This window comes from Streptomyces europaeiscabiei (assembly GCF_036346855.1).
GTDB classification, from domain to species: Bacteria; Actinomycetota; Actinomycetes; order Streptomycetales; family Streptomycetaceae; genus Streptomyces; species Streptomyces europaeiscabiei.
Window position 1 is genome coordinate 5845914 of the sequence record NZ_CP107841.1, and the last position, 24889, is coordinate 5870802.

Annotated in this window: 29 protein-coding genes and 1 pseudogene; 24 read left to right on the plus strand and 6 right to left on the minus strand. The window is 64.3% G+C overall.

Features of this window, described 5'->3' with window-relative positions:
• The first annotated feature begins 141 nt into the window (after positions 1-141).
• The 12 genes from OG858_RS25610 (at position 142) to OG858_RS25665 (ending at position 9610) form a co-directional block, all read left to right on the plus strand.
• Complete coding sequence (locus OG858_RS25610) at positions 142-432, plus strand: hypothetical protein (RefSeq protein ID WP_086748403.1); 291 nt, start codon at positions 142-144, stop codon at positions 430-432.
• Entirely contained in the window at positions 429-1418 is a 990-nt protein-coding gene (locus OG858_RS25615; protein WP_256960406.1) for a DUF2637 domain-containing protein, read from the plus strand. The genes OG858_RS25610 and OG858_RS25615 overlap by 4 nt, the downstream gene beginning before the upstream one ends.
• On the plus strand, positions 1418-1789 hold the full coding sequence (locus OG858_RS25620) for an RRQRL motif-containing zinc-binding protein (protein ID WP_086748405.1): 372 nt from the start codon (positions 1418-1420) through the stop codon (positions 1787-1789). Before OG858_RS25615 ends, OG858_RS25620 begins: the two co-directional genes overlap by 1 nt.
• A gap of 252 nt (positions 1790-2041) precedes the next feature.
• Entirely contained in the window at positions 2042-4270 is a 2229-nt protein-coding gene (locus OG858_RS25625) for a cell division protein FtsK (protein WP_179200977.1), read from the plus strand.
• 141 nt (positions 4271-4411) lie between these two features.
• A complete protein-coding gene (locus tag OG858_RS25630) occupies positions 4412-4687 on the plus strand; it encodes a hypothetical protein (protein ID WP_086748406.1) in 276 nt (91 codons plus the stop codon).
• A complete protein-coding gene (locus OG858_RS25635) occupies positions 4684-4878 on the plus strand; it encodes a hypothetical protein (RefSeq protein WP_086748407.1) in 195 nt (64 codons plus the stop codon). The genes OG858_RS25630 and OG858_RS25635 overlap by 4 nt, the downstream gene beginning before the upstream one ends.
• A gap of 14 nt (positions 4879-4892) precedes the next feature.
• Entirely contained in the window at positions 4893-5357 is a 465-nt protein-coding gene (locus OG858_RS25640; protein WP_086748408.1) for a hypothetical protein, read from the plus strand.
• 161 nt (positions 5358-5518) lie between these two features.
• Positions 5519-6409 carry a bifunctional DNA primase/polymerase gene (locus OG858_RS25645; RefSeq protein WP_086748409.1) on the plus strand — a complete coding sequence of 297 codons (891 nt, stop codon included), beginning with the start codon at positions 5519-5521 and terminating at the stop codon, positions 6407-6409.
• Positions 6406-6762 carry a hypothetical protein gene (locus tag OG858_RS25650; protein WP_143677192.1) on the plus strand — a complete coding sequence of 119 codons (357 nt, stop codon included), beginning with the start codon at positions 6406-6408 and terminating at the stop codon, positions 6760-6762. Before OG858_RS25645 ends, OG858_RS25650 begins: the two co-directional genes overlap by 4 nt.
• Positions 6759-7925 carry a DUF3631 domain-containing protein gene (locus OG858_RS25655; RefSeq protein ID WP_086748411.1) on the plus strand — a complete coding sequence of 389 codons (1167 nt, stop codon included), beginning with the start codon at positions 6759-6761 and terminating at the stop codon, positions 7923-7925. Before OG858_RS25650 ends, OG858_RS25655 begins: the two co-directional genes overlap by 4 nt.
• Positions 7926-8150: 225 nt before the next feature.
• On the plus strand, positions 8151-8360 hold the full coding sequence (locus OG858_RS25660) for a helix-turn-helix domain-containing protein (RefSeq protein ID WP_086748412.1): 210 nt from the start codon (positions 8151-8153) through the stop codon (positions 8358-8360).
• Positions 8361-8434: 74 nt separating this feature from the next.
• The gene (locus OG858_RS25665) at positions 8435-9610 is read left to right on the plus strand and encodes a site-specific integrase (RefSeq protein ID WP_086748413.1); all 1176 of its coding nucleotides are present in this window, start codon (positions 8435-8437) and stop codon (positions 9608-9610) included.
• 68 nt (positions 9611-9678) lie between these two features.
• Here the strand turns inward: OG858_RS25665 and OG858_RS25670 are convergent, their stop codons facing one another.
• Positions 9679-10161: a hypothetical protein gene (locus OG858_RS25670; RefSeq protein ID WP_086748414.1), complete on the minus strand. Its 483-nt coding sequence runs from the start codon at positions 10159-10161 to the stop codon at positions 9679-9681.
• An 806-nt stretch (positions 10162-10967) separates the two neighbouring features.
• On the opposite strand from OG858_RS25670, the gene OG858_RS25675 reads away from it, so the two are divergent.
• A complete protein-coding gene (locus OG858_RS25675; protein ID WP_328544411.1) occupies positions 10968-12995 on the plus strand; it encodes an ATP-binding protein in 2028 nt (675 codons plus the stop codon).
• A 255-nt stretch (positions 12996-13250) separates the two neighbouring features.
• On the opposite strand, the gene OG858_RS25680 is transcribed toward OG858_RS25675, so the two are convergent.
• The 4 genes and pseudogenes from OG858_RS25680 to OG858_RS25695 form a co-directional block, all read right to left on the minus strand.
• Entirely contained in the window at positions 13251-13838 is a 588-nt protein-coding gene (locus OG858_RS25680) for a hypothetical protein (RefSeq protein WP_328544410.1), read from the minus strand.
• A 98-nt stretch (positions 13839-13936) separates the two neighbouring features.
• Positions 13937-14707, minus strand: a complete 771-nt coding sequence (locus OG858_RS25685) for a transposase (protein ID WP_086752500.1) — start codon at positions 14705-14707, stop codon at positions 13937-13939.
• Between the two features lie 10 nt (positions 14708-14717).
• Positions 14718-15152, minus strand: a complete 435-nt coding sequence (locus OG858_RS25690; protein WP_328544409.1) for a hypothetical protein — start codon at positions 15150-15152, stop codon at positions 14718-14720.
• 306 nt (positions 15153-15458) lie between these two features.
• A pseudogene (locus OG858_RS25695) lies at positions 15459-15548 on the minus strand (SAM-dependent methyltransferase); the annotation flags it as partial.
• Positions 15549-15767: 219 nt separating this feature from the next.
• On the opposite strand from OG858_RS25695, the gene OG858_RS25700 reads away from it, so the two are divergent.
• From OG858_RS25700 to OG858_RS25715, 5 genes are all read left to right on the plus strand, one after another.
• On the plus strand, positions 15768-16553 hold the full coding sequence (locus tag OG858_RS25700) for a 5'-methylthioadenosine/S-adenosylhomocysteine nucleosidase family protein (protein ID WP_328544408.1): 786 nt from the start codon (positions 15768-15770) through the stop codon (positions 16551-16553).
• Positions 16554-16588: 35 nt separating this feature from the next.
• Positions 16589-18493 carry an NACHT domain-containing protein gene (locus OG858_RS25705; RefSeq protein WP_328544407.1) on the plus strand — a complete coding sequence of 635 codons (1905 nt, stop codon included), beginning with the start codon at positions 16589-16591 and terminating at the stop codon, positions 18491-18493.
• Positions 18490-18885, plus strand: coding sequence for a cytidine deaminase family protein (locus OG858_RS48210; protein WP_408059430.1), 396 nt, complete (start codon positions 18490-18492; stop codon positions 18883-18885). The genes OG858_RS25705 and OG858_RS48210 overlap by 4 nt, the downstream gene beginning before the upstream one ends.
• Positions 18886-18933: 48 nt before the next feature.
• Entirely contained in the window at positions 18934-19467 is a 534-nt protein-coding gene (locus OG858_RS25710) for a hypothetical protein (RefSeq protein ID WP_328544406.1), read from the plus strand.
• 283 nt (positions 19468-19750) lie between these two features.
• On the plus strand, positions 19751-20539 hold the full coding sequence (locus OG858_RS25715; protein WP_328544405.1) for an NUDIX domain-containing protein: 789 nt from the start codon (positions 19751-19753) through the stop codon (positions 20537-20539).
• Here OG858_RS25715 and OG858_RS25720 read toward each other — a convergent pair.
• Positions 20523-21530, minus strand: coding sequence for a tetratricopeptide repeat protein (locus OG858_RS25720; protein WP_328545307.1), 1008 nt, complete (start codon positions 21528-21530; stop codon positions 20523-20525). The genes OG858_RS25715 and OG858_RS25720 overlap by 17 nt on opposite strands.
• Positions 21531-22295: 765 nt before the next feature.
• Here OG858_RS25720 and OG858_RS25725 point away from each other — a divergent pair.
• From OG858_RS25725 to OG858_RS25750, 6 genes are all read left to right on the plus strand, one after another.
• On the plus strand, positions 22296-22445 hold the full coding sequence (locus OG858_RS25725; protein WP_328544404.1) for a hypothetical protein: 150 nt from the start codon (positions 22296-22298) through the stop codon (positions 22443-22445).
• 90 nt (positions 22446-22535) lie between these two features.
• A complete protein-coding gene (locus OG858_RS25730) occupies positions 22536-22802 on the plus strand; it encodes a DUF6284 family protein (protein WP_328544403.1) in 267 nt (88 codons plus the stop codon).
• Positions 22799-23245: a Pycsar system effector family protein gene (locus OG858_RS25735; protein ID WP_328544402.1), complete on the plus strand. Its 447-nt coding sequence runs from the start codon at positions 22799-22801 to the stop codon at positions 23243-23245. Before OG858_RS25730 ends, OG858_RS25735 begins: the two co-directional genes overlap by 4 nt.
• The gene (locus OG858_RS25740) at positions 23242-24102 is read left to right on the plus strand and encodes a protein spdB (protein ID WP_328544401.1); all 861 of its coding nucleotides are present in this window, start codon (positions 23242-23244) and stop codon (positions 24100-24102) included. The genes OG858_RS25735 and OG858_RS25740 overlap by 4 nt, the downstream gene beginning before the upstream one ends.
• Complete coding sequence (locus OG858_RS25745) at positions 24102-24494, plus strand: RRQRL motif-containing zinc-binding protein (RefSeq protein WP_328544400.1); 393 nt, start codon at positions 24102-24104, stop codon at positions 24492-24494. The genes OG858_RS25740 and OG858_RS25745 overlap by 1 nt, the downstream gene beginning before the upstream one ends.
• A gap of 3 nt (positions 24495-24497) precedes the next feature.
• Positions 24498-24815 (plus strand): hypothetical protein, encoded by a 318-nt coding sequence (locus tag OG858_RS25750; RefSeq protein WP_328544399.1) that lies wholly within the window; start codon positions 24498-24500, stop codon positions 24813-24815.
• The last annotated feature ends 74 nt before the right edge of the window (positions 24816-24889 follow it).

Consider the following 24889-nt stretch of genomic DNA (forward strand, 5'->3'; position numbering starts at 1 on the left):
TGGTCGCACGGACCGTTCGACTCGGTCCGGGGGCTCTTTCCCCTGCCGTGCTGCGGCTCGGGTTCTTCCGGAAAAGCCGCCGTCTCACCAAACGCCTGCGGCTGTTCCGGCTCTTTGTCCCTCCCACTTCAGGAGCCTTCCATGCGTACGTACATCGGCCGTCAACAGGCCGTATCCGCTGAGGACTTCGCGGAACTCGCGCTCGGTACCCCGGTTGAGCTGTGGCTCGGGGTCGAGGGCGAGAGCAACGAAGAGCGCGCGGCCCGTCTGGACGCGGCGCGCGACATCCTCGCTGAGCACCCCGAGATGCCCGACGACCTGATCCGCATCGCGGCCGAGACTGTCGAGGCGCACCCCGAGTTGTTCGACGTCATCCCCATGGCCCGGTTCGCCGGCCGCCGCCGCTCCGTACGGAAGGGAGCGGCGGCATGAGCGCCACAACGACCGCCCTTACGGCGCCCCCGTCCGGGGTGCCGCCGCTGACCAGGCCGGAGATGGGTCTCGCCGGAATCGCCGCGCTTGCCGCGGCCGGAGTCGGTGCGCTCGGTCTCATCTCCTCCTTCGACGCCGTGTCGGCTGCTGCGGCCCGCTGGGGATTCGGCGAGCCGTGGATGCTGCCGGTCGGTATCGACGTAGCCATTCCGGTGTTCACCGTGGCCAACCTGTTGTTGATCCGGATGGACATGGCGCTTGCGTGGGTCCGGTTCGTGCCTTGGGTGCTCACGCTCATCACGTGCGGGCTGAACGTTGCGGCCGGACAGGGCATGTGGGCCAAGGTCGCGCACGGCACCATGCCGCTGCTGTGGGTGGTCTTCTCCGAGATCGGCGCGCACATCTACGCCGCACGAATCGGCGCGGCCACCGGGCGGCGCATGGAAAAGATCCGGTTCTCTCGGTGGCTGCTCGCGTTCCCGTCGACGTTCGCTCTGTGGCGCCGCATGACGCTGTGGGAGGTCACCTCCTACTCGGAGGCACTTACGCGGGAGAAGGAACGGCAGTTGGCCCGTGCGGACCTGCGCGAGCGCTACGGCCGCAAGTGGCGCTCGAAGACCCCGCGGCGCGAGCGCGTGATGCTGCGCATGGGCGAGCTGGCCCCCGCCTCCGAGCAGGAGACGCCGGCCGTGCCCCCGCCGGTACCTCTGGCCGATCCCAAGCCGCGCCCGCGCCGGCAGACGAACTCCAAGGCCAAGGGCAAGCCGCAGCGCACCTTCGAGGAACTGCTCACCGAAGCGCGCACGGCCACCGCAGAGTGGGCCGACTCGGAGCTGACCGCGGATCGCATCCGTACTGCCGTGCACGTCTCGCAGGCCAACGCTCGCAAGCTGCGCGACCTGTTGCAGACCGAGCGTGGCGCCGGCCGTCCGCTGCACTCCGTGGACGACTCGGAGGGCGACGGCACAGCGGTTGAGGCTGCGTGATGTACGGCAAGTGCTTCGACCCGACCGGCGCGACGTACGGACTGCCCACCTACCCGTGGCGCTACGCCCCCGACGGACTCGCCACCAAGCGGCAGTTACGGGCCCGTGGCTTACGGCCCGGCGGGCAGTCGATCGCGGCTCAGGTCCTGCGCCCGCGCTACCGGCGCGGCCCGCTGGTCGCCTACCTCTACCGCGTCGACCGCGCCAAGCCCGTCCGGCCGATGACGCCGGGCAAACGGGCCGCGCTCGCCAAGGCGATGCGCGCCCGCCGAACCTGTCCGGCCTGCCGTCAGGACGCCGGATACGTCATCCCCTCCTCGCTCGGCATGTGCGTGCCCTGCGCCTATCCCGAGGAACAGCGCGCCGCGTGACCTACCAGAAGTCCAGGAACTCCCAGAGAGCATCCGCAATTCGGTTCCTGCGGCGGTGTGCCTTGCTGCAATAACGCCGCTTGCGCCACCGGCTTTCTGGTTGCTGCACCGGCTTGCCGCACCACTCGCACGGCCGCGTCTTGGACTCCGATTTCCCCATGCCACCCCCGTAGCACCGCCGTGCGGGGTCCGTCCGCCCACCTCCTACAGCGACGGCCGGACCCCGCCCTTTTCCCTTGGAAGGGACATTCAGTGAAGCACCCCGACGACGAGAACGAACTCTTCCACCGACTCGAAGCCGACATGGCGGCCGACTCCGGGGGAGAGGTAGTCGACTTGGACAAGGCACGGTCGGCCCGCACCGGGTCGGCCGACTCGACGGCCCGACCCGATGCCGACCCGTCGGCCGACTCCGACCCGAGTCGGTCGGGTGCCGAGTCGGCCGACCCGACCGCGCGCGTCACGGTCGACCTTCCGACCGCCAAGGCGGTCGGTCCGGGCTACCTCGGTCGGCTGCTCGCTGCGCAGCGCCGTCCGGTCGTTCCCCTGTGGCTGAAGTCCGTGGCGGAACTGAAGACCGCTACAGCGTGGGTGGCTCGGCACTATGCCCACTCGGTCGGCTACCACGCACTTCGCTCCCCGGTCTACGCCGCGCGCCTCACCCTCCAAGCCCCGTCCGGTGCCGCAAAGTTCGTCGGCGGCACGATGCGGTGGGCGGCCGACCGTGAGGGCGAGCCGGTCCGACTCGCCGCGGTCCGGCGCGAGGACGCTGCCGAGTACCTGAAGCTGTCTCGGCAGCGCGACGGACGGGTCCGAATGCGCGCCCTCGTGACCGTGCTCGCCATGTTCACTGGGCTCGGTTCTGCGCTCGCCATCTACGTGCTCGCCCCTGACTGGCTTCAGGCGGTGTCGGTGGGCGCGGTAGTCATGGCGCTCGGGGTCGCCGGCCGCAAGGCGGACACCCCGGTCATCCACCGCGCGGTGGAACTGCCCAAGGCGGTCAAGCTCACCTCAGACATCGTGCTGCGGTCGCTCGGCTCGCTCGGCATTCCCGCCATCAACCAGGCGCAGGGCAAGGGTCGCGACGGGTTCGAGTTCACCGCCCCGATCACTCGCGACGGTCCGGGATGGCGTGCGGAGGGCAACCTCCCGTACGGCGTCACAGTCACGGACATCATCGAGCGGCGCGAGCGGCTCGCTTCCGGCCTGCGCCGCCCGCTGGGCTGCGTGTGGCCGGAGGCAGTGCCCGACCAGCACACCGGGCACTTGGTGCTGTGGGTCGGGGATCAGGACATGTCCAAGGCCAAGAAGCCTGCGTGGCCGCTGCTGAAGTCGGGCAGCACGGACCTGTTCAAGCCCGTTGCGTTCGGCACTGACCAGCGCGGACGCTGGGTCGAGATCACGCTCATGTACATCGCGGCCGTCATCGGCGCGATTCCGCGCATGGGCAAGACCTTCCTGCTCCGTCTGCTGCTGCTCATCGCTGCGTTGGACCCGCGGGCGGAACTGCACACGTACGACCTCAAGGGCACTGGCGACCTGGACCCGGTTGGCGAGCGCGTCGCTCACCGCCACCGCGCCGGCGACGAAGAGGAGGACATCGAGTACGCGTTGCGCGACCTGCGAGCGCTGCGCGAGGAACTGCGACGCAGGGCAAAGGTGATCCGCTCGCTGCCGCGGGACATCTGCCCCGAGTCCAAGGTGACGTCCGAACTCGCCAACAAGAAGTCGTTGGGGCTGCACCCGATCGTGATCGGGGTGGATGAGTGCCAGGTCTGGTTCGAGCACGAGAAGTACGGCAAGGAACTCGAAGAGATCTGCACCGACCTGGTCAAACGCGGTCCCGCTACCGGGATCGTGCTGCTGCTCGCCACGCAGCGGCCGGACGCGAAAGCGCTGCCCACGGGCATTTCCGCGAACGCGTCGGCTCGGTTCTGCCTCAAGGTCATGGGGCAGTTGGAGAACGACATGGTGCTGGGCACGTCCGCGTACAAGCGGGGCGTGCGCGCCACCATGTTCTCTTGGGGAGACAAGGGCATCCACTACTTCGTGGGCGAAGGCTCGGATGCCCGGATCGTCGGCTCGGTGTACGTGGACGCGCCCAACGCGGAGAGCATCGCTGCGCGGGCCCGCAAGCTGCGCGAAGCCGCCGGCACCCTGTCCGGGCACGCGCTCGGGGAAGAGCCGGAGACGGACGCGAGCACGTCGTACGACCTGCTCGCCGACATCCTCGCGGTCATCCCTGCCGATGAACCCAAGGTGTGGTCCGAGACCGTCGTGTCCCGGCTCGCCGAACTGCGGAACAACGTCTACGACGGATGGACGCCGGAGGCACTGGCGTCAGCGCTGAAGCCCCACGGTGTCTCCACTGTCCAGGTGGGCCGCCGTGTGGACGGCAAGGTCGTCAACCGGCGCGGCGTCGACCGCTCCCACATTGTGGCTTCGATTGCGGATCGTGACGAAAACCGCGACGCGGGATGACCGTCCGGAGCCGCTAGCGCTAGCGGCACACACCGCTAACGTTAGCGGCTCCGCTAGCGCCCCAAACCTGCTCTGATCAGGCCGCTAGCGGATAGCGGCCCACCTGCGGAAACCCCTGAAACCCGCCTGGAAGGGCCCGTGATGACCCCTGCCCTGCTCGCTATCACTCTCATGCTTGGCGTGACACTGTGTTACGTCGCTGTGTGTGCCGCCTCCCCGTTTGGTAACTGCCGCAAGTGCAGCGGATGGGGCTTCCGGATGAAGACCGACCGCAAGGGCCGCATGAAGCGCGGGAAGGACTGCCGGCGCTGCAAGGCGACCGGCAAGCGCATACGCGTCGGCCGCTGGCTCTACAACCGCTGGGCCCGCGTCTACCGCGCCGGCAGCGACGCGCCCCGCACGGGGGCCTCCCGATGATCCTCACCTTCTCGGCGGTGCTGCTGTTCGGCATCGCCGCCTTCGTCGCCGTCAAGACCAAGGCGACCGGCGCTGGCGCCGCGGTGGTCCTGTTCCTCTTCGGATTCTTCACCGCCGGGACCGGCGCTGACGGCCCGGTCCGTGACTTGGTCCGGGCGTTCGCTCGCTTCCTTGCATCGCTCGGCACCTGACAGGAGGACCTGTCGTGAACGAACCCTTCAAGCCCCTCGTACCCGGCCACCGTGAGGCGACCGTGGAAGTCCACCGGCCCATCCCGCTCGCCCCGGTGCCGTCCGCACCGATCGTGCCCATGCACCCGGGCACGATCCCGTCGGTGACGAGCATCGTCCTTCCGGACGGCCGCGTCGTCACCGGCTACTCCCTCGAACCCGCCAAGCCCGAACCCGTCGCGAGCAAGCCGCCCGTCTCTCGCGCGGCGGTGAACATCGCCCTCGGAGGTATCGGGTTCGGTGCCGTCTGCGGTGGTCTGTTCCTGCTCACCGCGTTCATCACCGCGCTGACAGCGCTCATCACCCAGCTCATCACTCTCGCCGCCGTCATCTTCGGTGGCTGGGTCGCCGTGCAGGTCTTCAGCGCGAGCGGCCACAGCGGCGGCAACACGTTCCACATCCGCAAGGCCGTCTTCAAGCGCAACCACTTCCGCGGCTAGCTACGCCCGAGGCGGGCGCCGTCTCACCACAAGCCTGCGCCCGCCCCGGTTCTCCTGTCCCTCCAACAGAACAAGGAGACCTCAAGCATGACCCAACGACCGGCATTCGGCGAGAGCCGTCCGGCCCTTGCCACTCCATCGAGCGGATTGGCGGTGGCCGCATGAATCGCCACCTCCTGTACGCCGCACTGGACGCTGCCGAGCGAGGATGGGCCGTCCTCCCTCTGCGCCCCGGTGACAAGCGTCCTGCCCTACACGGTGAGGACGTTTGCCCCGCCATCGGAGACTGCGCCGGCGGTCACCGGAAGTGGGAAGAGCGCGCCACGATCGACCCGGACCGCCTCCGCCGGGCGTGGGGCGACCTCCCGTTCAACGTCGGCATTGCGACCGGCCCGTCCGGGCTGCTCGTTGTCGACCTCGACATGCCCAAGCGCAAGTGCAGTACGGACACGCCTAACGGCGTGACGACCTTTACGGCGCTCTGCGAGCGCGCCGGGCATGCCGTCCCCACCACGCGCACGGTGCGGACCGCGGGCGGCGGGGTCCACCTGTACTTCGCGGCGCCGCCCGGTGTCCGGCTAGGCAACACGGCTGGACGGCTCGGTAAGCGCATCGACACCCGGGCATGGGGCGGTTACGTCGTTGCGCCTGGCAGCATCACCAGCGGCGGCGCCTACGCGATCGTCAGCGACGTGCCGCCCGCACCCCTGCCGGATTGGCTGTGCGCCCGCCTGACGGTCCGTCGGTCATCGCGGGCACTAACGGCCGCACCATCGGCCGTACGAGCCTCTCGCTACGCGGCAGCGGGCTTGAACGCGGAAACCGCGAGCGTTCGAACGGCACCGGAGGGCGAGCGCAACGCCACGTTGCTCCGGGCGGCGCGAGCCTTGGGACGGTTCATCGCGTCCGGCGACCTTCCCAGGGAGCAGGTTGAGGAGGCTCTTCAGTGGGCGGGGGAGCAGGCCGGTCTCTCGCCGCGGTCGTGTGAGGCGACCATTCGGAGCGGTCTGAACTGGTCGATTGCCCGAAACCAGCACGGGAGGGCGGCATGAGCGCCCCTTCTCGCCCCCTCCTGAAGAGCCTCCCTGTTCCTCCCTTCGACCCGCGCGCCGCCGCACAAGCCGCGCTCGGTCCGGCCGTGGGCGAGCCGACAGGCGCCGCCCGCAAGGGCGTCCGCACTGCTGTTGGCCCTGACTCGCAGCAGGGAGACGGGCGTTACGCGGTCGCATGGCTGCGCATCTCCGCACCCGGCAGCGCCGTACCGACCGCCACCTCGAAGTGCCTGTGCGGCAGGGACCGCAGCGCCGTCGGTCACACGAAGGTGCTCGCCCTGATCGACGACCACAGCGCACACCGCGACGTATGCCTGCTCCGCACCAACCAGGAAGGGAGGCAGGCGGCATGAGCGCCAACTCGCCGGCACCCGTCATGGACGGCTCCGCACTGCTCGATGAGGTGGAAGCCTTCCACCGACGCTTCAACATCTTCCCGCTCGAAGCCGCGTACGTCGCCGTGACGCTGTGGGACGCGCACGCGCACCTGCTCGACTGCTTCGACTCCACACCGCGGCTCGCGTTCCTGTCGCCGGAGCCGGGGTCGGGCAAGTCCCGCGCTCTGGAGATCGTGGAAACCCTCGTGCCGCAACCGATGGTCGCGGTCAACGCATCCGCATCCGCACTGTTCCGCGCGGTGTCCGGGATGGAGGGAAGGCCGACGATCCTGTTCGACGAAATCGATACGGTCTTCGGGCCCAAGGCCGGAGAGAACGAACAGCTCCGGGGCTTCCTGAACGCCGGCCACCGACGCTCCGGCGTCATGTGGCGCTGCGTGGGCGACGGCTCCAACCAACAGGTACAGGAGTTCCCGTCGTTCTGCGGAGTCGCGGTCGCCGGGCTCGGCTCGCTGCCCGACACGATCCTGACTCGCTCGGTCATCGTCCGCATGCGGCGCCGCGCACCGAACGAGCAGGTCGAACCCTTCCGGCAGCGCATCCACGAGAAGGAAGGACACAAACTGCGCGACCGGCTCGCCAATTGGGCACAGTCCATCCGCCACCTGGTCGACGGAGTGTTCCCGGAGCTTCCGGAGGGCGTCAGCGACCGGCCCGCGGACGTATGGGAGCCCCTGCTCGCCGTGGCCGATGCGGCGGGCGGCACGTGGCCGAAGCGGGCCCGCGCTGCGTGCATCGAGCTGGTGAACGCGGCCAAGACCAGCGACAAGGGCAGCGTCGGCATTCGCCTGTTGATCGACCTGCGCGACTACGTGTTCAACGGCATCGACCGTCTGCCTACCGTCGCCATCCTCGACAGGCTGCACAGCCTCGAAGAGGCGCCGTGGGCGGACATGAGCGGCAAGCCGCTCGATGCCCGCGGCCTCTCACGGATGCTGCGCGAGTACATGACCGCGGACAACGCACCGATTGCGGCCCGCAACATCAAGGCCGGCGGAAGCGTCATGAAGGGCTATTACGCGTCCGATCTTCACGACGCGTGGCAACGCTACTGCCCTCCCCCTGCGGAAAGTGCGCTACTTCCGCTACCTCCGCTACCGGGCAGGTCAGAAGCCTAAAACCGGTAGCGGATCGGCACTCCGTATCCGCTACCGCGCCGCCCGTCCGCTACCCATCCCGTGGCCACGATCCCGGGGCCGGTAGCGGCTCCATCCGCTACCGCTACCCCTATCCGCTACCACGATCATGCCCTTGACCAGGGCGGTAGCGGAGGTAGCGGAAGTAGCGGACCTGACAGGAAGGGGGCCACCGCCCCCGACTCCCTGCCGAGGAGGCACCGCAGCATGAGCACCGCCGTTGCACCTGCTGAACAAATCCTCTACAGGCCCGAAGAGGCGGCCGTCGTTCTCAGGATCGGCCGCTCGATGGTCTACGAGGAGATACGGCTCGGACGACTTCAGACCGTTCGTATCGGTCGTCGTCGACTCGTGCCGCCTGACTACATCGCGGAGTACGTCGAACTTCTCAAGCGCGAGGCAAGAGCCACCGCCTGAACTCCCAACCACCCACCGCAACAGGGCCGCGTCCTTCCGGGGCGCGGCCCTGTCCTATGGAGGCACAACACAGCATGACCGAGACCCCGAAACGCGCCACAAGGGCTGGCCACGGTGCGGACACGATCTATTGGGACCCCAAAAAGAAGAGCTTTGTGGGTGCCGTTTCCCTGGGTCACGCCCCGAACGGCAAGCGCCGCCGACCGAAGGTGTACGGCAAGACGAAGACCGAAGTCCGCAACAAGATCCGGGACTTGAAGAAGGAGGTGCAGACCGGAGTCAAGGCGCCGGCCAACTACACCGTGGCGGACGCGGTGAACGACTGGTTGGAGCGCGGACTCAAGGGGCGAGACGAGAAGGGCACCATCGGTAAGAACCGCTCGATGGCGAACAAGCACCTGATTCCGTTCATCGGCAAGGCCAAGCTGAAAGAACTCAGCGCGGACGATGTCGACGACTGGTTGGACGACAGGGCCGAGTTTCTCGCGACGCGAAGCCTGCGCGACCTGCTCGCCATCCTGCGCCGCTCCATCGTGCAAGCTCAGCGGCGGGACAAGGCAGCGCGGAACGTGGCGCTACTCGTCACCGTGCCGGAAGGGCGCCCCGGGCGACCGAGTAAGGCGCTGAACTTGGAAGAGGCGAAAGCCGTGCTCATTGCCGCTCGCCCGTCACGGCTGTACGCGTACCTCGTGCTCTCGTTGCTCAGCGGCGTTCGTACGGAAGAGGCGCGGCCTCTCACCTGGGATCACGTGTTCCTGGAGACGAAGGGCGAAGTTCCGCCGCATGTCGCGGTGTGGCGCTCGGTGCGCAAGCACGGGGAGACGAAGACCAGGAGGAGCCGGCGGACCATCGCGCTTCCGAAGCAGGTGGTCGACGTGCTCGAAGAGCACCTGAGGTTGCAGAAGAAGGAACGCACGTCGAAGGGGAAGGAGTGGGACCCGGCCGGCCGTGTCTTCACGACCCGGAGCGGCGAGCCGCTCGATGCGGCCAACGTCCGGCGCGACTTCAAGGCCATCGTGAAGAAAGCGGGATTGAAGCCGGAGTGGACACCGAGGGAGCTGCGGCACAGCTTCGTGTCCCTTCTCTCGGATCACGGCATCCCGTTGGAGCGGATCGCGCTGTTGGTCGGGCACAGCAGCCAGGCGACGACAGAAGCGGTCTACCGCAAGCAGCTCCGTCCGGTGATCACGCAAGGGGCTGAAGCGATGGACGAGATTTTCTCTGACGCGGGAGGAGGCTCGGTGGCCTGAGGCGCGGCGGTCAATAGCGTGCTCAGGTCCTGACCCTCCCGCAGTCAGCGTGTGGAGAGCCCCGTGACCTACGCGGTGCGTTCGCGCTGCACGATCGCCAAGGCGTCCTCGAAGGCGATGCCGGAGAAATACTCCTTGTGGGTCCGTTGCACGCCAGGCACTGCCGCGATGGCGTCGCGGGCCCGCGTCTCCCACAGGCGGGTGGACGGCCGTGCCTTTGACACCCAGCCGTCGAAAATGACGACCATACCCAGCTCCGCCGCGTGTTCGTACTCGCTGAGTCGTGCGGGGAAAAGGCGCTTCGAGACGCGGCCGACCTTGATGTATGACTGGATGCCCTCGAAGGAAAGCAAGTACAGGCGCTCGCCGGGAGCATCGAGCGGGTTGCCTGAGTGGGTCATTGCGTCGTACGCGGCCTGCATGACGCGCGTCGAGTCTTCGATGTGGGGCACGATGCCCTTCTCGAAGCAGTACCGGAGGTGCTGGCGCGACACCCGCAGCGAGATCGCCTCCAAGCGGGGGTCGGTCGGGTGGTCGTCGTAGATGGTCACGGACGGCTCCTCCCCTGGGCGCAGGACTGATGCGCTGCGCTTGGACAGTACAGGGCGTCAGGTGGCCATTGCAGGCAGTCGGGGGAAGTTTGACCTCGCAGCCTTAGCAGTGGGGGTTCTGTTCCTTTGGCCCCCTGTTTGGCCCCCCGGGCATGAAAGAGGCCCATTCGCGATCAAGCGAATGGGCCTCTGACCTGCTGTCGGGGTGGCGGGATTTGAACCCACGACCTCTTCGTCCCGAATTAGGCTCTGGAAGATCGCCGACCTGGGGATCATGTCAAAGATGCAGGTCAGAGCTTCGGTGCGTGTCGGTCTGCGGTGGTGCTCCGGGGCTGCGATCTCAAGATCGTCTCCAGGATTTCTCCATGACGGCACGACAAGTCCGCGTTGCGGGTTTGCTGCTTGTGCCGTCTGCGCGCCCCAACCTGCGTTGCCCCAAGCGCGCTTTCCAACTCTGCTGGTGGCCGTTCCTGGTGGTTCATACCCGTTCAGATCCTGCGCGCCGCCTCCTGTTGACACGCCTCCGAACAAGCGTGAACTGCCACGGTTGAGACTGAGCGACAGCACCGGGGGCACCACTACAGTCGCGCCAGACGCCCATGCATGCGCTCCTTCGGCTCGCGCCAATCCCTTGTCGGTTGCCTATCCCCCACGCTCGACTGCGCTCGCGCGGGAGGGGCTCCCACCGCGTCGCTTCGGTATTCGGTGCTGGCATGGTCCCGCTCAAGATCTATGGACTGCCCGCGAGAGGCTGACAGGTCGTGGAAGTCCTTCCGAAGTGCCCTACTGCGGTCTAAGATCCACCCATGGCAGGGACTCGCACTTACACCATTCAAGTCCTAGGGCGCACTCTCGAACATCTCGGCGCTCAAATGTACAAGCGACGCGATACGGCAATTGCTGAATTGGTGGCGAATTGTTGGGATGCAGGCGCTTCGCTAGTCGACATCGTGCTCGACGTATCTGGATACGATCGCGATTCTTCGCGGATTGTGATCACAGATGATGGTGTAGGTATGACCGAGGATGAGGTGCAAAGTGATTACCTAGTTGTTGGCAGAAATAGACGCTCTGCTGGCGCTGCAGAGAATCCTTCACCTAATCGAAAAGTAATGGGCCGAAAAGGTATTGGGAAGCTGGCCGGGTTCGGAATTGCCTCGCACATGGAGGTATCCACTTGGCGCAACGAGGCGTGCACTGAATTCTCCATGGATATGGAGGAGCTGAAACGTGACGCGACTGCGGAGCAAAAAGTCGAACCAGTACCAATTCTGGCCCGCACAGGGGCCGAAGCTCCTGCCAGCAGCTCATCCGGCACCCGAATCACCCTCTCCAGGCTGAAGCACTCGACGCCAATGAGTGAGGATGTACTTCGAGAATCGCTGGCGAGAAGGTTCAGCAGGGTGACACGGGGGGAAATGGCGATCAGGGTGAACGGGGAACTAGTAGGCGACCCGCAAGTTGAATTTGAGCAGAGAGTTCCTGAAGATGGATATCTGACGCACAAATTTCCTGATGGAAATGAGCTCAGATATTTCTTTGGCTTTTCGGATGCAGTACTCAGCCAGAGCCTGATGCGAGGGTTTGCTGTTTATGTGAATGGCAAGATAGCGCAAACGTCGCCATTCTACTTTTTCGTCGAAGGAACTGCTTCCGGGCAGCACGGCACGCGCTACTTGCATGGCGAGATTCACGCCGACTTTCTAGATGCCGGTGTTGACGACGAATCGGATGTCATCTCCACTGACAGGCAGGAGATCGACTGGGAATCAGACGCTGCAAAGCCGTTGTCCCAATGGGGGCAAGAGTTGACGCGCAAGGCACTGCGTGAGTGGGCGAGCCGACGAGGGACGACCTTCGTCGACAAAATCACGTCAGATCCCGAGTTCTCAAGCCGCATCGAGAGTCTGGACGACCCCTCAAGAACCCAGGTAAACCGCTTCCTGCGATCTCTCGGACAGGCGGGCAGTGACCAAGAGAAAGTAAGACCACTGGCGGACTCGGTAATTCGAGCCTTCGAGTATCGGCACTTTCATGACATTGTTGCCGACATCGAAGAAGTGAGCGAGGACCCAGAGCGCCTGGAAGAACTAGTGGGTCGTATTTCCAAGTGGAAAGTTCTCGAAAGTCGCGCGATTCTGGAGGTGATTGATGGGCGTATTGCCATTATTGATAAGTTCAATAATGCGCTCGTTTCGAACATTTCGGAGACGGCGCACCCTGCTGGCACGGAGAATCTGCACGATCTAATTGCCTGGTATCCATGGCTTATCGATCCAGAATGGCAGGTCCTGTACGAGGAAAAGCAGATTAGTAAGCAGCTTCGGGAATGGAAGGTTCGCGATTTCGATGAGCAGGATCTTTCCCGGTATGATTTCTTGGCGCTCGCGGGAGACGGGGCAGTGAAAGTAATTGAGATCAAAAGATCTGGGCATACTGTGACGCGGGACGATGTGCAGAAGCTCGATCGGTACGTCGACGCCCTGAGTAAGGCCCATCCGAAGATCGATGCCATTTTCATCAGTGGCGATAGCTACGAGTTTTCTCTAGAGAGATGGAACAGCACAGCGCGAAGGCTTACCTGGAATTCGATCTATGATCAAGTCAGTAAGTACTATGACCACTACAGGGAAGTGCTTAGGGCCGACGTATCCACGGCGGGATTCGACCGTAAGCGCCGTGAGGTGATGCAGACTCGCCGAGTCCTTGAATTTGGGGCATACCGCTCTCCTGCCGACAGGAAGGCCGGCCTGGGCGTCCAGGATGTCAGCTACGAGGATCCGGGATTTGGACCGCAGGACAGCACTGCCGGTACTCGCGAAGAAGAGAGTTGAGGCCGCGTCAGGGCAGGTGGATGGCTGGCGCGGGAGATGACGAACAAAATAGGGGGCGAGTGACCTCCTGATCCGTAGGCGCGTTCACCCTCCATGTACCAGCCATTCAGCGCGGACGGGAGCATGATTACGGGCCCTCATCTGTACGTGTCAGTCTTCCACCGGCCTAGCGGTAGAAGGACGGTGCGGCACCCGCTCATGCGATCGGCGGAGTCTCAAACTGTCGGGTGGTCATCGTTGGCCGCCAGCGGGCCCCTATGATGCTTCCCTGCCTTCGATGAGCGCACCAATCGCTCGCACAAAGGAGTCATGGGCGTTGGCCGAGGCGCGCATTCCCGCGTACTCCTGCTCAAACATCTGAGGTGCGTCAGGGTCTCCACTGGCCTTCGCTTCGGCGACCACTTCGAGATCGATGTAGTAATCCTGTACGGAGTCCTCCAGCGCGGTGGCCCGCGTGTGGATGGTTTCAGGACCCACCAGCTTTACGCGCTGTCGTACTTGTCGGAGCCTGTGCACGATCTCTTTCAGCTCGCGTAGGTCTTCTTCTGGTTGACCGGCCGCTGGCTCCATTTCTACGATCTTCTTGCGGGTGCGGCCGGCTACTACCGTCGAATCGTCGTACACCGTCAGAAACTCGCTATATGCCTCGATTCTCTGCTGCCGCAGCCAGTGCTCGTGGTCGATCGACGCTTGATCCTGCACCTGTAGGCGGGCTGTCTCGGCAGCTTTCTCTGCTCCTATGCGGGCACCCCTCACGGCTGCTACGGCGCCGACGACAGCTCCGGCTATCGCGCCAGCGGTTCCAGCAAGCCCGGCAATCAATGCCGCAGTTCCCTCATCCATGCTGGGATAGTGCCTTACCGGGCGATCTGCTAAGGGCTGTCCCGTAAATGATCTTCGGGTCGCCTCGGGCGTGGTTGGCCGCCGTGCGACCCGCTTGCCTATCCGGCGAGGGCGAGGTTGTGCATCCGGGCGATGCCGAGCATGGCGTGGTGGACGCCGTCGCCCTTGAGACGGCAGTCGCGGAGGATTTTCCAGGTCTTCATGCGGGCAAAGACGTGCTCGACCCGGGCCCGGACCTGCTTGTGGGACTTGTTGTGCTCCTCTTTCCAGGCCGGGAGTTCGGTCTGGCCGCGCTTGCGGCGGTGCGGGATGACGAGTCCGGTGCCCGGGTAGCCACCGTCGGCGATCGTGACGGTGTTGCCCACGGCGGCCTTGGCACCGGACTCCTCCCACGCCTTGCAGTCGTTGCGGTTCCCGGCGAGCGGCCGGCCGACCACGACGACCAGGCGGGTGTCGGCGTCGATGACGACCTGGTGGTTGGTGGAGTACCGGTAGTTCTTCGACCGCTCGGCGATGGTGTGATCCCGGGTGGGCACCAGGGTGCCGTCCACGATGAGCACAGCGTCCTTCGCGAACCGCTTACGGGGCTGGAGCGCGAGCATCGGCCCGAGATGGTCGATGATCCGGTCCGCCGCCGACTTCGACACCCCGAACAGCGGCGCGAGCTGCCGCATGGTCAGGTTCGTGCGCCAGTAGGCCGCGACCAGCAGGGCGCGGTCCTCCAGCGGAAGGCTCCACGGCCGGCCCCTGCGGACTGTGTCCGCGCCCTCGCGCCGCAGCACCGTCACCAGCTTCCCGAACTGCCGCGGGCTCAGCCCGGTGAACGGGGCTATCCAGGACGGCTCTGACGCCGTGATCACACCAGCCACAGCAAGATCATCACATCAGGGTCAGACGGAGGTCCTCAGCCCAGCTCTCGCAGCGGACGCGACCTCTGGGGAATGAGAGCTCCAGAGCTACGCGTCCGGTGTTCGGTTCGTGCTCTTCCCGCACCGCCAGAATGCTTTCCCCGATGTGATCTGCGAACGGTGTCTCGTTGCCGATCGCTCCCACGGTGACGCGTCCCGAGTCGCCCATGTCGTAGCCGGTGTGCGGCTCTGACTCCTCGACGATCAGACACCCGTCCGATCCAGTTGTGACGTGAACGGTTGCACCCCGGTCATCGATCAGCCACACGTCCAGCGGCCCCGCAGGGGCATCGCTGCCATACACATGCTGCGATCCGACGACCTCCGCGAGCAGGCGTCCCACGAGACTCTGTGCAGCCGCCCCACCGCCATGAAGCGGGCACCCGCTCGACTTCTCAGGCTCCATCGGCCGACAGTACCGCCAGCCGACCTCCCAGCTCACAGCCTTATACGGGACAGCCCTTAGAGGCCTTTTTGGGTGTCGCCGTGCGGGTACGTGTTCGCGGCGCTGGCTCGCCCAGGTCGGCAGAGCGGCTTTGGGCCGGGCTTGATGGCCGAGAAAGCCTGATCGACCAGGGCGGTGACGGCTTTCAAGAGCGTCGCGGAATCAGGAACGAAACCCATCTGACCTGCGCGGGAGTGCCGTTCCGTTGCCGCTGATGAGCTGCTGGCCCACACACGGCCCACAGGCCCCTGCCTGTGGGGTGAAACGTCAGCCGTTGAGGTCGACGGGCGCCCGTCCCACCGCGAGCAGGTGAGAGCTTGCGGCGAGCAGTTCCGGGTACGGCTGAGCCATCCGTGCGGGACAGACGATCCCCCGGACGCCCTCTTGCTCGTCGTTGAGCGCTTTTGCTCAAGTGGGAGTTGTGTCAGGCGTCCATCTCCCGGCCACGCAGTCACCGAAGTAGCATCTGAGACTACGGCGCGCAAGCGTTGACCGTGTTGGGGCCGACTCCAGGGGGACTCTATGCCACTTACCGGTGGGCGACTTGGGCACGCCCGTGTGGCAGTTTTGACAGCCGTGCAGGAGGAGACCGAAGCCTTAAGAGCCGTTGGTGGCCTAACCCAGCGTCTTCGAGGGAAGCCTTACTACGTCGCTGCAGGGGACAACCTCAAGTACCCGGACGTCGTTCACCGAGAGATCGATCGGAACAATATCCAGTCGGGCGAAAGGGTTAGAGATGTAATCGAACACTGGCAACCAGAGCTCCTAGTGCTATGCGGGATTGCCGGCGGAATCAATAGACGTGCGGATGTTTCGGTCGGCGATGTGATCATTCCGCCATATATTCATTACTGCTCCTTCGCCAAGTTGAGTAGGCAAGGATCGCGCCGACGGTACATTCCTTTCGACTATCCATCTATTAATCTCCATCAGGACTACGTGGCTCCACTCAGGGACGACCATTCATGGCTCACGGATTCACTCAAAAATGAGCTTCCTGAAGGCTGCCACCCCAAGGTTCACATCGAAAGCCTCGTAGCTGGTGACAAAATCTTCGGCGACCCCGACTCAGAAGAGCAACAGCGAATTGTTCAGGAATACGATGAAGCTGTCGCAATCGACATGGAATCAGTGGGCCTCTGCCGCGGCGTTGCAGCCTCTAGAAGTAACCCGCAATACAATCCGCGCTTGCTCATCGTCCGAAGCGTGTCAGACATAATCGATGACCCTGACAACGATGAGAGTCGCAAGCTGTGGCGACCGCATGCCTGCGCAATCGCGAGCACCTTCACGTGGCGGGTTGTAACAGATATCGTGGAAATGGAACCAGATCCACGGCGTACTCCGGAGGCTGCGGCATGACCGCCACCAGGGAAGAATCGGCACTTTGGTCAACCATGAGAAGGGACGCACTCACCTTCTTCACGGCGCTCAGCCGTGGGCGGACTCCTTTCAGCCTGAATATCGCACTTCCGGATTCGTACGACCAGCTCATTTCTGGACAATGGGATGAAGTCGTGCCGGAAGGAGAACTTGCCAAACTAGCCATTGACTCGGGCCGGGTCCTGCTTTCTGCGGAAGCTGGAAGCGGAAAGACGCATCTCCTCGTCCGAGCTGGCACATCAGCCGCCGCCGGCCCTGACAATGTAATTCCCTTCTGGCTGCCATTGAGGGACCTTCCGTCTACAATCAGGAGCACAGAGCCTGAATCTTTCGTTCAAGCTCTGATCGGATTGAGCTATCCATCGTTGAAGCCGGTTCTGACCAGCTCGTCAGAAGTCCCAATGCTATTGCTCCTCGCAGATGGACTAAACGAGATCCCTAGAGAGCTATCGCAACCTGCCCTGGACGCCCTAGACGAACTAGCTAGAAGGTTTCCCTTTATCAGCGTCATCGTTAGCGAGCGTCTGGTCAGGCGACCAGTTCCACTCGATCGCTGGAAGCTTGCAACTGTGCTGCCCTTGTCGGATGAGCAGGTCGAAGACTTCTGGAGCACAACTCGGGAATTCGGCAAAGCGCCACAGGCGGCACTCAAACTACTAAAAAACCCCTTCTTCCTCGACAAGGCAACTACTTTTAGCCTCACTGAGGGCAGTGCCGCGAAGATGATCGAGGCATACTTTTCGAAGATGGCGTGCGTGAATGACGCGGGACTCGACGCACTTAGCAAGGTTTGCTACGGGTCGTACTCGCGAGAAAGAGGAATGCTAATCCCATTGACAGATTTCACGAACCGAGTAGAGGAACCCCTATTTCGAACTCTCAAAGAGAATGAACTGGTCCGTACTAGTAACACATTCGTCTGGTTCGCCCATCACCTATTTCACGACTTCCTTGCCTCTCGCTACCTAGTCCGACACAGAAGCATCTGGGGGCCCGAAGCATTTGACGTCGTCACTACAGGTGCATCTTCATTTGATTCACTCCGCCTCGCAGTAGATCAAATTCACGACCCTGCGATCGCGGATAATTTCGTTCGGTTGGTGTACGACTGGAACTATTTCGGCGCAGCTTATTCCCTGGTAGCAGGGCGCGTGACAAGCGAAATGCAGGTGGAACTTCTGGCGATGCTTGCCGATAAACGATGGGATCCCGTCGCAGCAACCGTGCAGGCAGCTACAGATGCTCTCAGGCTCAACGGGTCAATCATCGCCGGGAGAATGCTGGCCGCTTCCAGTAGAACTCAACTGTTTCGGGTTGTTGAGGAGGTGCCCTCGGTCAACCCATCCTTCATTCGCTGGAAAACGATTTTCACGATCCGAGACGGCGAATATGTCGGGGCGGAAATAGTCCAAAGTCTGGCCTCCGACGATCCCATCGAAGCCTGGACGTTGGCCAACGTGCTCCGAAGGTGCAGACTGACTGCGGATGGAGAGGAGAAGCTTCTAGGTATTGCTCGAAATGAGTCACCCGTGACACGCTGGCGTGCTGTCCACGTACTGGGACTGCATCCGAGCCCAGCTACCACCACGGTGGTCAAATCCTTGACCCGAGATCCAGACAAGTGGGTGAGGTACGGAGCTGTACGCGCACTGGTTGAAGTCGCAGCGAATACAAACGACAGTTCCTTGAGGGGCGAGATTGTCACATGGCTCGGGGAAAAACTGGCAGCAGACGAATTTGACGCAAAGATGGTGCAAGAGTTGGGCAGAGTTCTCGATGTCCGACCGCAGCCCCATGGTTGGCCACAGGTGGTAGCGCCGCTCGTCCAACAACTAGCGAGCACCTCACGCAATTCATTCCAACAAGATAGGTGGAACACACTAATGGCAAGCATTTCTTCAGGCAGGGAGCCCAAGTGAGTGAGTTGACGCAAGAACAGCGAAGGTCCCTGTCTCTCGCATCCTGGGAAGCGCGTTCCCATGCCAGGGTTCACGGTCCCACCCCGGTGGGTTGTGCGGCTTTGGCGGACGATGGACGCATCTTCCAGGGATGCAATGTTGAGCACAGGTTCAGGTCTCACGACATCCACGCTGAGACCAACGCTATTTCGTCACTGGTTGCTGGCGGAGCGAGAAGGCTAGTAGCTGTCCTAATCTCAGCCGAGCGAGAGAGATTCACTCCGTGCGGAAGTTGCATGGATTGGATTTTCGAGATCGGTGGGGATGATTGTTTGGTGATCAGTGAAAGGCGTCCAGGGGAAGTGAACCACGAGCTTCGAGCAAGTGACTTGATGCCTTTTTACCCACACTAATTGGATAAGTGAGACAGAACTCAGCCCTCTATAGTCTGCGAGCAGCGAATGACTTACGAAATCCTCAAGGTCGAGTACGAGAGACTGAAAGAGGAACAAGTACGTCGAATCGGGTTCCGGGACAACCTTATCTATGTAGCCCTGGTCACGGCGGGCGCTATTTTTGCTTTCTACTTCGGTGGAACCGAACGTGCATACGCACTGCTAATTCCACCTTTTGCCATCTCTGTTCTTGGGTGGACATATCTTGTCAATGACGAGAAAATTTCATCCATCGGCAGATACATTCGCAGCGTGTTGCTGCCTGAACTCAGGAGACATGGATTTACCAGCGAAGTAACCCTGGGTTGGGAAAACTATCATCGCTCGGACGTTGACCGAGTATGGAGAAAGAAGGTGCAAGCAGGAGTAGACATCACAGCTTTTTGCGTCCCGTCTGCGGTCGCCTTGGCTATTTTTTTCAGCAAGAAATCTCTAGGAATTTCCGAATGGATCCTGGGCTCTCTGGAAGGCTTGGTGGTAGCCATGCTTGTCGGCGCTTTCATTCGTTTTGCCGACTTTTCCCGTGACAGCTCTGCCTGATTCGCACCATCATCGGGGACATCGAAAATTCGCGACCAACACTCTCGCGAATTGTAGATAATTTACTAGTTGCCAGGCTTTGAGTAGAGGTCTCGATGTCACACAGGTGCCGTTGCGATCTCAGGACAATACCCTTTCCATTGCCCTGCAAGTTTCCCCTTACGAAGGGCCCAGTTGCCCAGGGTCAACGATCCAACAGATAGGCGGGACCAAACGCTCAGCGACGGAGCCGCGGGTGCCACTACGCTGGTACGCACCACCTACGATCGGAGAGTCTGCGCGGATGGGACCGAAGACGACCAAGGTCTACGAGACGCTGCGTGCTCGGCTCGCCTCCGGCGAGTTCGCCCGCGGAGACAAGCTGCCCTCAGAACGCACGCTGGTTGATGAACTCGGCATAGGCCGGACCGCGCTTCGGCAGGTACTCGCCCGACTGGTTTCAGAAGGGGCCTTGGAGGTTCGAGGTCGGAGTTCGTATCGGGTTCCTGGTGCGGTGAGCGTCAAGACGCCTGAGGGACTTGAGCCTTGGCGCATCCACGGTGAGCGCGACGTCTACGACAACCGTTGGGTCAAGCTTCAGCTTTGGGACGTGGAGCCGCCCGGCGTGGAGCGTTTCGAGCATCACGTGGTGAAGCTTCACCACGTCGCCGTCACCGCCGTTCTGGACGATCAGGACCGAGTCCTGATGATGTGGCGGTATCGCTTCGTCCCTCAGCAGTGGGGTTGGGAGTTGCCCGGGGGCATTGTGGATGAAGGAGAGGACCCGGCGACCACGGCACTCCGGGAAGTCATCGAAGAGACTGGCTGGCGCCCCAAGTCGGTAGAGCACGTCGTCACTTATCAGCCCATGGTCGGCATGGTTGACTCGCCGCACGAGATCTTCGTAGGCCACGGGGCCGAACAGATCGGTTCGCCAACAGACCTCGAAGAGGCGGGACACATCGAGTGGGTGCCGCTGGCCGACATTCCCGGCTTGATGGCTCGCGGTGAACTGATGGGCTCTGGCACCCTCGTTGCCCTGCTCCACATCCTGGCGAGTCGCGGCAACCAGGGGCTTACAGCCTCGCGCTGAGCAGGTCGACGCGGCGGCGCTGCCGCACCGAACCGGTGCGGCTAGCCAACAGCCGTGCCTGCCGCAGGTGGGTGTGAGCGTCGTCGTACTCGGCTCGTGCGAGGTGTGCTTGCGCAAGGTCGCTATGGAGGCCGGCCTGTGCTCGGACAAAGGTGGGGTCCACCACGTCCAAGGCGTCGTACAGGCTCGTCACCGCGTCACCGTCGCCAAGCAGGGCAAGGACGTTGCCGTGCCACCGAGCAAGGTGGGCGCCGTTGAGGAAGATACTCAGCATGTCCGGATCTCGGTCTTCGGAGCCGGGCGGGATACTCGCCAGGGCCGCATCAAGCGCGCGTCGGCAGTCGTCGGGCATTCCCGCATGAGCGCACATCTCAGCCTCAGCCGCGTACAGCCATGCCCGGAGACGGGGCGACCCTGCTTGGCCAACGGTGCGTTGCGCATCGCGTACCAGGTCGACACCGAGGGACGGCCGGCCAGCCTCGCACAGCACGTATGCCTGTTCCGCCATCGCGTGCGCGAGGTACATCGGAGCCTCAGCGTCGCGGGCGGCACGCTTCGCGAGTTCGTAGTGCCGCCAAGCCCGTTCGACCGCTCCCGAGTCGATTGCCTGCCATGCGGCCAGGGTCGACGCCCCCGCGAGCGCGAGCGCAACGGGTCGGCGCGTGGTGGGAAGCACCGCGAAGTTCAGTGCGTCTTCCAGGCGGGCGAGATGCCCCGTCATCTGGTCGACGAGACCGGCCGCGCCCATCTGACGGTCCATCGTGCGCAGTATCTCGGTCTGGTCATTGAACGTCTTCACCATGGACGAACTGACGCTGCTAGCTGAATCGATCCTGCTCAGCAGTTCGTCGTACCCGTCAGCCATCGGCGGCGCAGCAGCGAGCGGGGCGCCCCTCAACTCCCTGTCGGTGACCCCGAGAAGCTGCCTCAGGATCGCCGCGTAGCGGTCCGAGAGGGTGCGCTTGCCGTTCTCCCACTCGGACACGTACACCCGCAAACTCGCGGTCGACGCAACGTCGGTGACGTGCTGTCGGGCGTACTGCTCGATCTCGCGAACCAGTCGCTCCTGAGACCAGCGACGCGCCGTCCGCGCGCTCCTAAGTCCTGAACTCACAGGCCACCGCCCGACATTGGGTCCGCTCATTGACCTTCCCAGCATGCCTCATATCACCGCAGGTCAACAGGCCTTAACAAGCTCCTTAACAGGCCTGCTGTGAAGCGCTGTTGGCTACCGGCACCCCCACTCGCACGGGTCTTCTGGAGATGCACCGGGGCGGACGAACGCCGCTCGAAACGGCGAAGCTCTTGACTCTGGTGCGCACCAGATGCTTTTCTTCTGGTGCGCACCAGATGTGGGATCGCTTCCGCACCGATGCCGACAACTCCACAGCGTGATCCACCGCAGATGCGACGGCCGTGACGACACCGGCTGAGGCGAGTGGAAACCAGTCGGTCATCTCCCGTCAGGGACACGCGCCGACTCAAAAGAACGGATCTGCCCAAGGGCACGAACGCCGCGCGAAGAGACCGAGATGCGATTCCTCGGAGGAGCGGGACTGAGGCACAGATCCATATCGCGCAGTACGGGCCGTCACCTCCCGCAAAAGGCGGCCGGCGCGGCTAGCCCCCGCGCACTTCGATCTCAAAGCACCGCCCCTGCCCGGCCACCACGGGCGTACGCAGCAAAGCAGGCAGGGGCACGTGGCCCGCCGATCAGTTCGCTGGCCCACACCTACGACACGTCAGGAGCCCACGCATGTTCGGCATGAAGTCGCAGGAGTCCACCACCGACCTGACCTCCCCGGAGTCCGTGCAGAGCGGTCAGGAGGTCTACGACCGCATCGCGTCCGGCGAGTGCACGGACGCGGTGGCGGAGCTGAACGAGGCCTACGGCCGCAACGGCTGACCAACCCACCACATCAACGGCGCGCACCCCCGGAGTTACAGCTCCGGGGGTGCTTTCGGGCCGGAACACCTTCTAGGGAGACCACGACCCATGAAGCACATCGTCACTGTTCAGGACACTGTTACCGCGTTCGCCGACTGGATGGAGCCGACGGCCGCTGAGCTGGACGACATCGAGCGTGAAATGCCGCTGATCCTGGCGCAGGTCGATCTGTTGGACGCGCAGATCATCACGCTGGACCGCACCCCGACCGAGCTGGACGTGCGGCGTATCCGCCGGGCCCGCCGCAAGGTGCTCGCCGCCGGCCGCGAGCTGGCGAACACCGCCGCGCCGCTCCTGCCGGAGGTGGGCGCGTGAGGACCACCGACCAGAACCTGACTGCCGCGCACGCCGAGGTGAAAGCGGAGATCGCGCGGACCGACACGAAGACCGGTCTGTTGCTGGCGTTCGTCGGTGCGGTTCTGGCCGGCACGTGGACCGTCGCCCGGGAGCTCCCGCTGAACACCGCCACCGTCGCGGTGGGCGGTACGGGCATGTTCCTGCTGATCGCGGCGGCGGGTCTGCTGCTGCGGTCAGTGCGCCCGAACCTGGGCGGCGGGCGGGGCTTCCCGCTGTGGGCCACGCTCACCGCCGAACAGATCACCGCCGCCCTGTCCGAGGACATCCGCGCGGACATCGCAGGTCTGTCCCGGATCGCGGTGGTGAAGTTCACCGGCCTCAAGCGCGCGGTCGACCTCACCTGTGTCAGCGGCGCCCTGCTCATTGCCGCCGCTGTTATCGCGGTGGGTGGTGCGGCATGAACGCCAAGACCGTTCTGCCCGCCGTCGCGATGACGGCGGTGTCCATGGTCCTCACTCTGGCCGTGGTCATGATGTGGCTGGGCACGGCCGTGCCGTGGCCGGTCGCGTTGGTCGTCGGGTTGGGGATCGACGGCGGCTGGCTGGCGACCCTCGCCTACGAGCGCCGCCTCGCCGCGCAGGGCGACCACAACCGCACCGTCACCGCCGTCGGCTGGTCGTTCGGTCTCATCGCGGCCGGCGTCCTGGTCGCCCACGCGCTCACCGCAGAGCAGGGCACCGGCGCGTGGCTGGCCGTGGCCTGGCTGCCGATCGCGGCGAAGGCACTGTGGCTGGTGCACGGACTGTGGGAGCGCACCGCGCTCACCCCGTCCGCACTCGGGGCGATCCGGGGTATCCAGCAGGAGGCGCGTGACGAAGCGGCCGTGGCCCGTGCCCGGCTGCGGGCGGAGGCGGCGACCGAGGAGACGCGGCTGACGGCCGTGACGCACGCCGGGGCCCGCGTCGCACGCGTCCAGGCCAAGACCGCCAAGTCCCTTGCCGGGGCCTGGTCGACGCTGGAAGCGGCACGGCAGGGAGACGACACCGGCAGGGCGCTGACCAGCGTGACGAGCCGCGTCACACCCGACGTCACACCCCGCTGGGAACTGCCCGTCTGGGGACCCACACAACCTGTTGGGGCTCGCTCGCTGGAAGCGGTACCCGCGCTCACCGATCAGGAGCTTGACGACCTGGTCGACGAGATCCGGCACAGCCAGACTCCCGCCCTGTCTTACCGCGAGATGGCCATCCGCTTCCGTGCGTCCGGCCACTCTGCTTCCGAGGTCCGCCTTCGGGCGGCATGGAAGCGGGTTGCCTGATGTCCGCCGCCTACGGCAAGTGCTTCGACCCCACCGGCGCCCGCTACGGCGTGCCCACCTTCCCGTGGAAGTTCGCCCCCGACGACGAGCAGTTCGCCACGCGCCGCCAGTTACGGGCCAGGGGGTTGCGTCCGGGGGGCCAGCCGATCGCGGCGCAGGTCATGCGCGTCAACCGCCGCGCCGGCACGGTTCGGGTCGCCTACCTCTACCGCATCGACTTCGCCAAGCCCGTACGCCCGATGACCTCCCGGAAATGGGGCGCGCTCGCCCTGGCGATGCTGGCCCGCCGCACCTGCCCGAAGTGCCGGGTGATCTACAGCTACTGCATGCCCCGCTCGCTCGGCATGTGCGTCCTGTGCGCCTTCCCCGAGCCGACCCCGAAAGAGGGCTGACCCGTGTCCAAGTCCGATATCCGCCGCATGGACCGTGAGATCCAGAAGGCCGCCGTCAAGCTCGCGGCGGTCAAGCGCGGTGAGTCGTGGCCGCTGAACGGTGCCGAGCGGCGGGCCATGGCCCGCGCCATCGCCGGCGGCTCCTACCAAATCGTCCGGGGCAAGAGCGCCGCCCGTGCGGAGCGGCAGATCGACACCACCACGTCGAACGCTGAGATGCGGCTGACCGCCGAACTGGCCGCCCTGCACGGCGAGAAGCAGCGCCTGGTCACTGAGGCCGCCCGCGAGAAGGCGGCGAAGAAGCGTTCCAGCTGGTTCTGACCAGCCAGACCAGGCGTCGGGGTGCCCGCTCTTTCCACGGACCCGGCCACCCCGACGCCCTTACTCCCACTCCC

Coding starts and splice junctions, on each gene's coding strand:
- OG858_RS25610 (WP_086748403.1), top strand. CDS start 142: ATGCGTACGTACATCGGCCGTCAACAGGCCGTATCCGCTGAGGACTTC.
- OG858_RS25615 (WP_256960406.1), top strand. CDS start 429: ATGAGCGCCACAACGACCGCCCTTACGGCGCCCCCGTCCGGGGTGCCG.
- OG858_RS25620 (WP_086748405.1), top strand. CDS start 1,418: ATGTACGGCAAGTGCTTCGACCCGACCGGCGCGACGTACGGACTGCCC.
- OG858_RS25630 (WP_086748406.1), top strand. CDS start 4,412: ATGACCCCTGCCCTGCTCGCTATCACTCTCATGCTTGGCGTGACACTG.
- OG858_RS25635 (WP_086748407.1), top strand. CDS start 4,684: ATGATCCTCACCTTCTCGGCGGTGCTGCTGTTCGGCATCGCCGCCTTC.
- OG858_RS25645 (WP_086748409.1), top strand. CDS start 5,519: ATGAATCGCCACCTCCTGTACGCCGCACTGGACGCTGCCGAGCGAGGA.
- OG858_RS25650 (WP_143677192.1), top strand. CDS start 6,406: ATGAGCGCCCCTTCTCGCCCCCTCCTGAAGAGCCTCCCTGTTCCTCCC.
- OG858_RS25655 (WP_086748411.1), top strand. CDS start 6,759: ATGAGCGCCAACTCGCCGGCACCCGTCATGGACGGCTCCGCACTGCTC.
- OG858_RS25660 (WP_086748412.1), top strand. CDS start 8,151: ATGAGCACCGCCGTTGCACCTGCTGAACAAATCCTCTACAGGCCCGAA.
- OG858_RS25665 (WP_086748413.1), top strand. CDS start 8,435: ATGACCGAGACCCCGAAACGCGCCACAAGGGCTGGCCACGGTGCGGAC.
- OG858_RS25675 (WP_328544411.1), top strand. CDS start 10,968: ATGGCAGGGACTCGCACTTACACCATTCAAGTCCTAGGGCGCACTCTC.
- OG858_RS25680 (WP_328544410.1), bottom strand. CDS start 13,838: ATGGATGAGGGAACTGCGGCATTGATTGCCGGGCTTGCTGGAACCGCT.
- OG858_RS25690 (WP_328544409.1), bottom strand. CDS start 15,152: ATGGAGCCTGAGAAGTCGAGCGGGTGCCCGCTTCATGGCGGTGGGGCG.
- OG858_RS25705 (WP_328544407.1), top strand. CDS start 16,589: ATGAGAAGGGACGCACTCACCTTCTTCACGGCGCTCAGCCGTGGGCGG.
- OG858_RS25710 (WP_328544406.1), top strand. CDS start 18,934: ATGACTTACGAAATCCTCAAGGTCGAGTACGAGAGACTGAAAGAGGAA.
- OG858_RS25715 (WP_328544405.1), top strand. CDS start 19,751: ATGGGACCGAAGACGACCAAGGTCTACGAGACGCTGCGTGCTCGGCTC.
- OG858_RS25725 (WP_328544404.1), top strand. CDS start 22,296: ATGTTCGGCATGAAGTCGCAGGAGTCCACCACCGACCTGACCTCCCCG.
- OG858_RS25730 (WP_328544403.1), top strand. CDS start 22,536: ATGAAGCACATCGTCACTGTTCAGGACACTGTTACCGCGTTCGCCGAC.
- OG858_RS25740 (WP_328544401.1), top strand. CDS start 23,242: ATGAACGCCAAGACCGTTCTGCCCGCCGTCGCGATGACGGCGGTGTCC.
- OG858_RS25745 (WP_328544400.1), top strand. CDS start 24,102: ATGTCCGCCGCCTACGGCAAGTGCTTCGACCCCACCGGCGCCCGCTAC.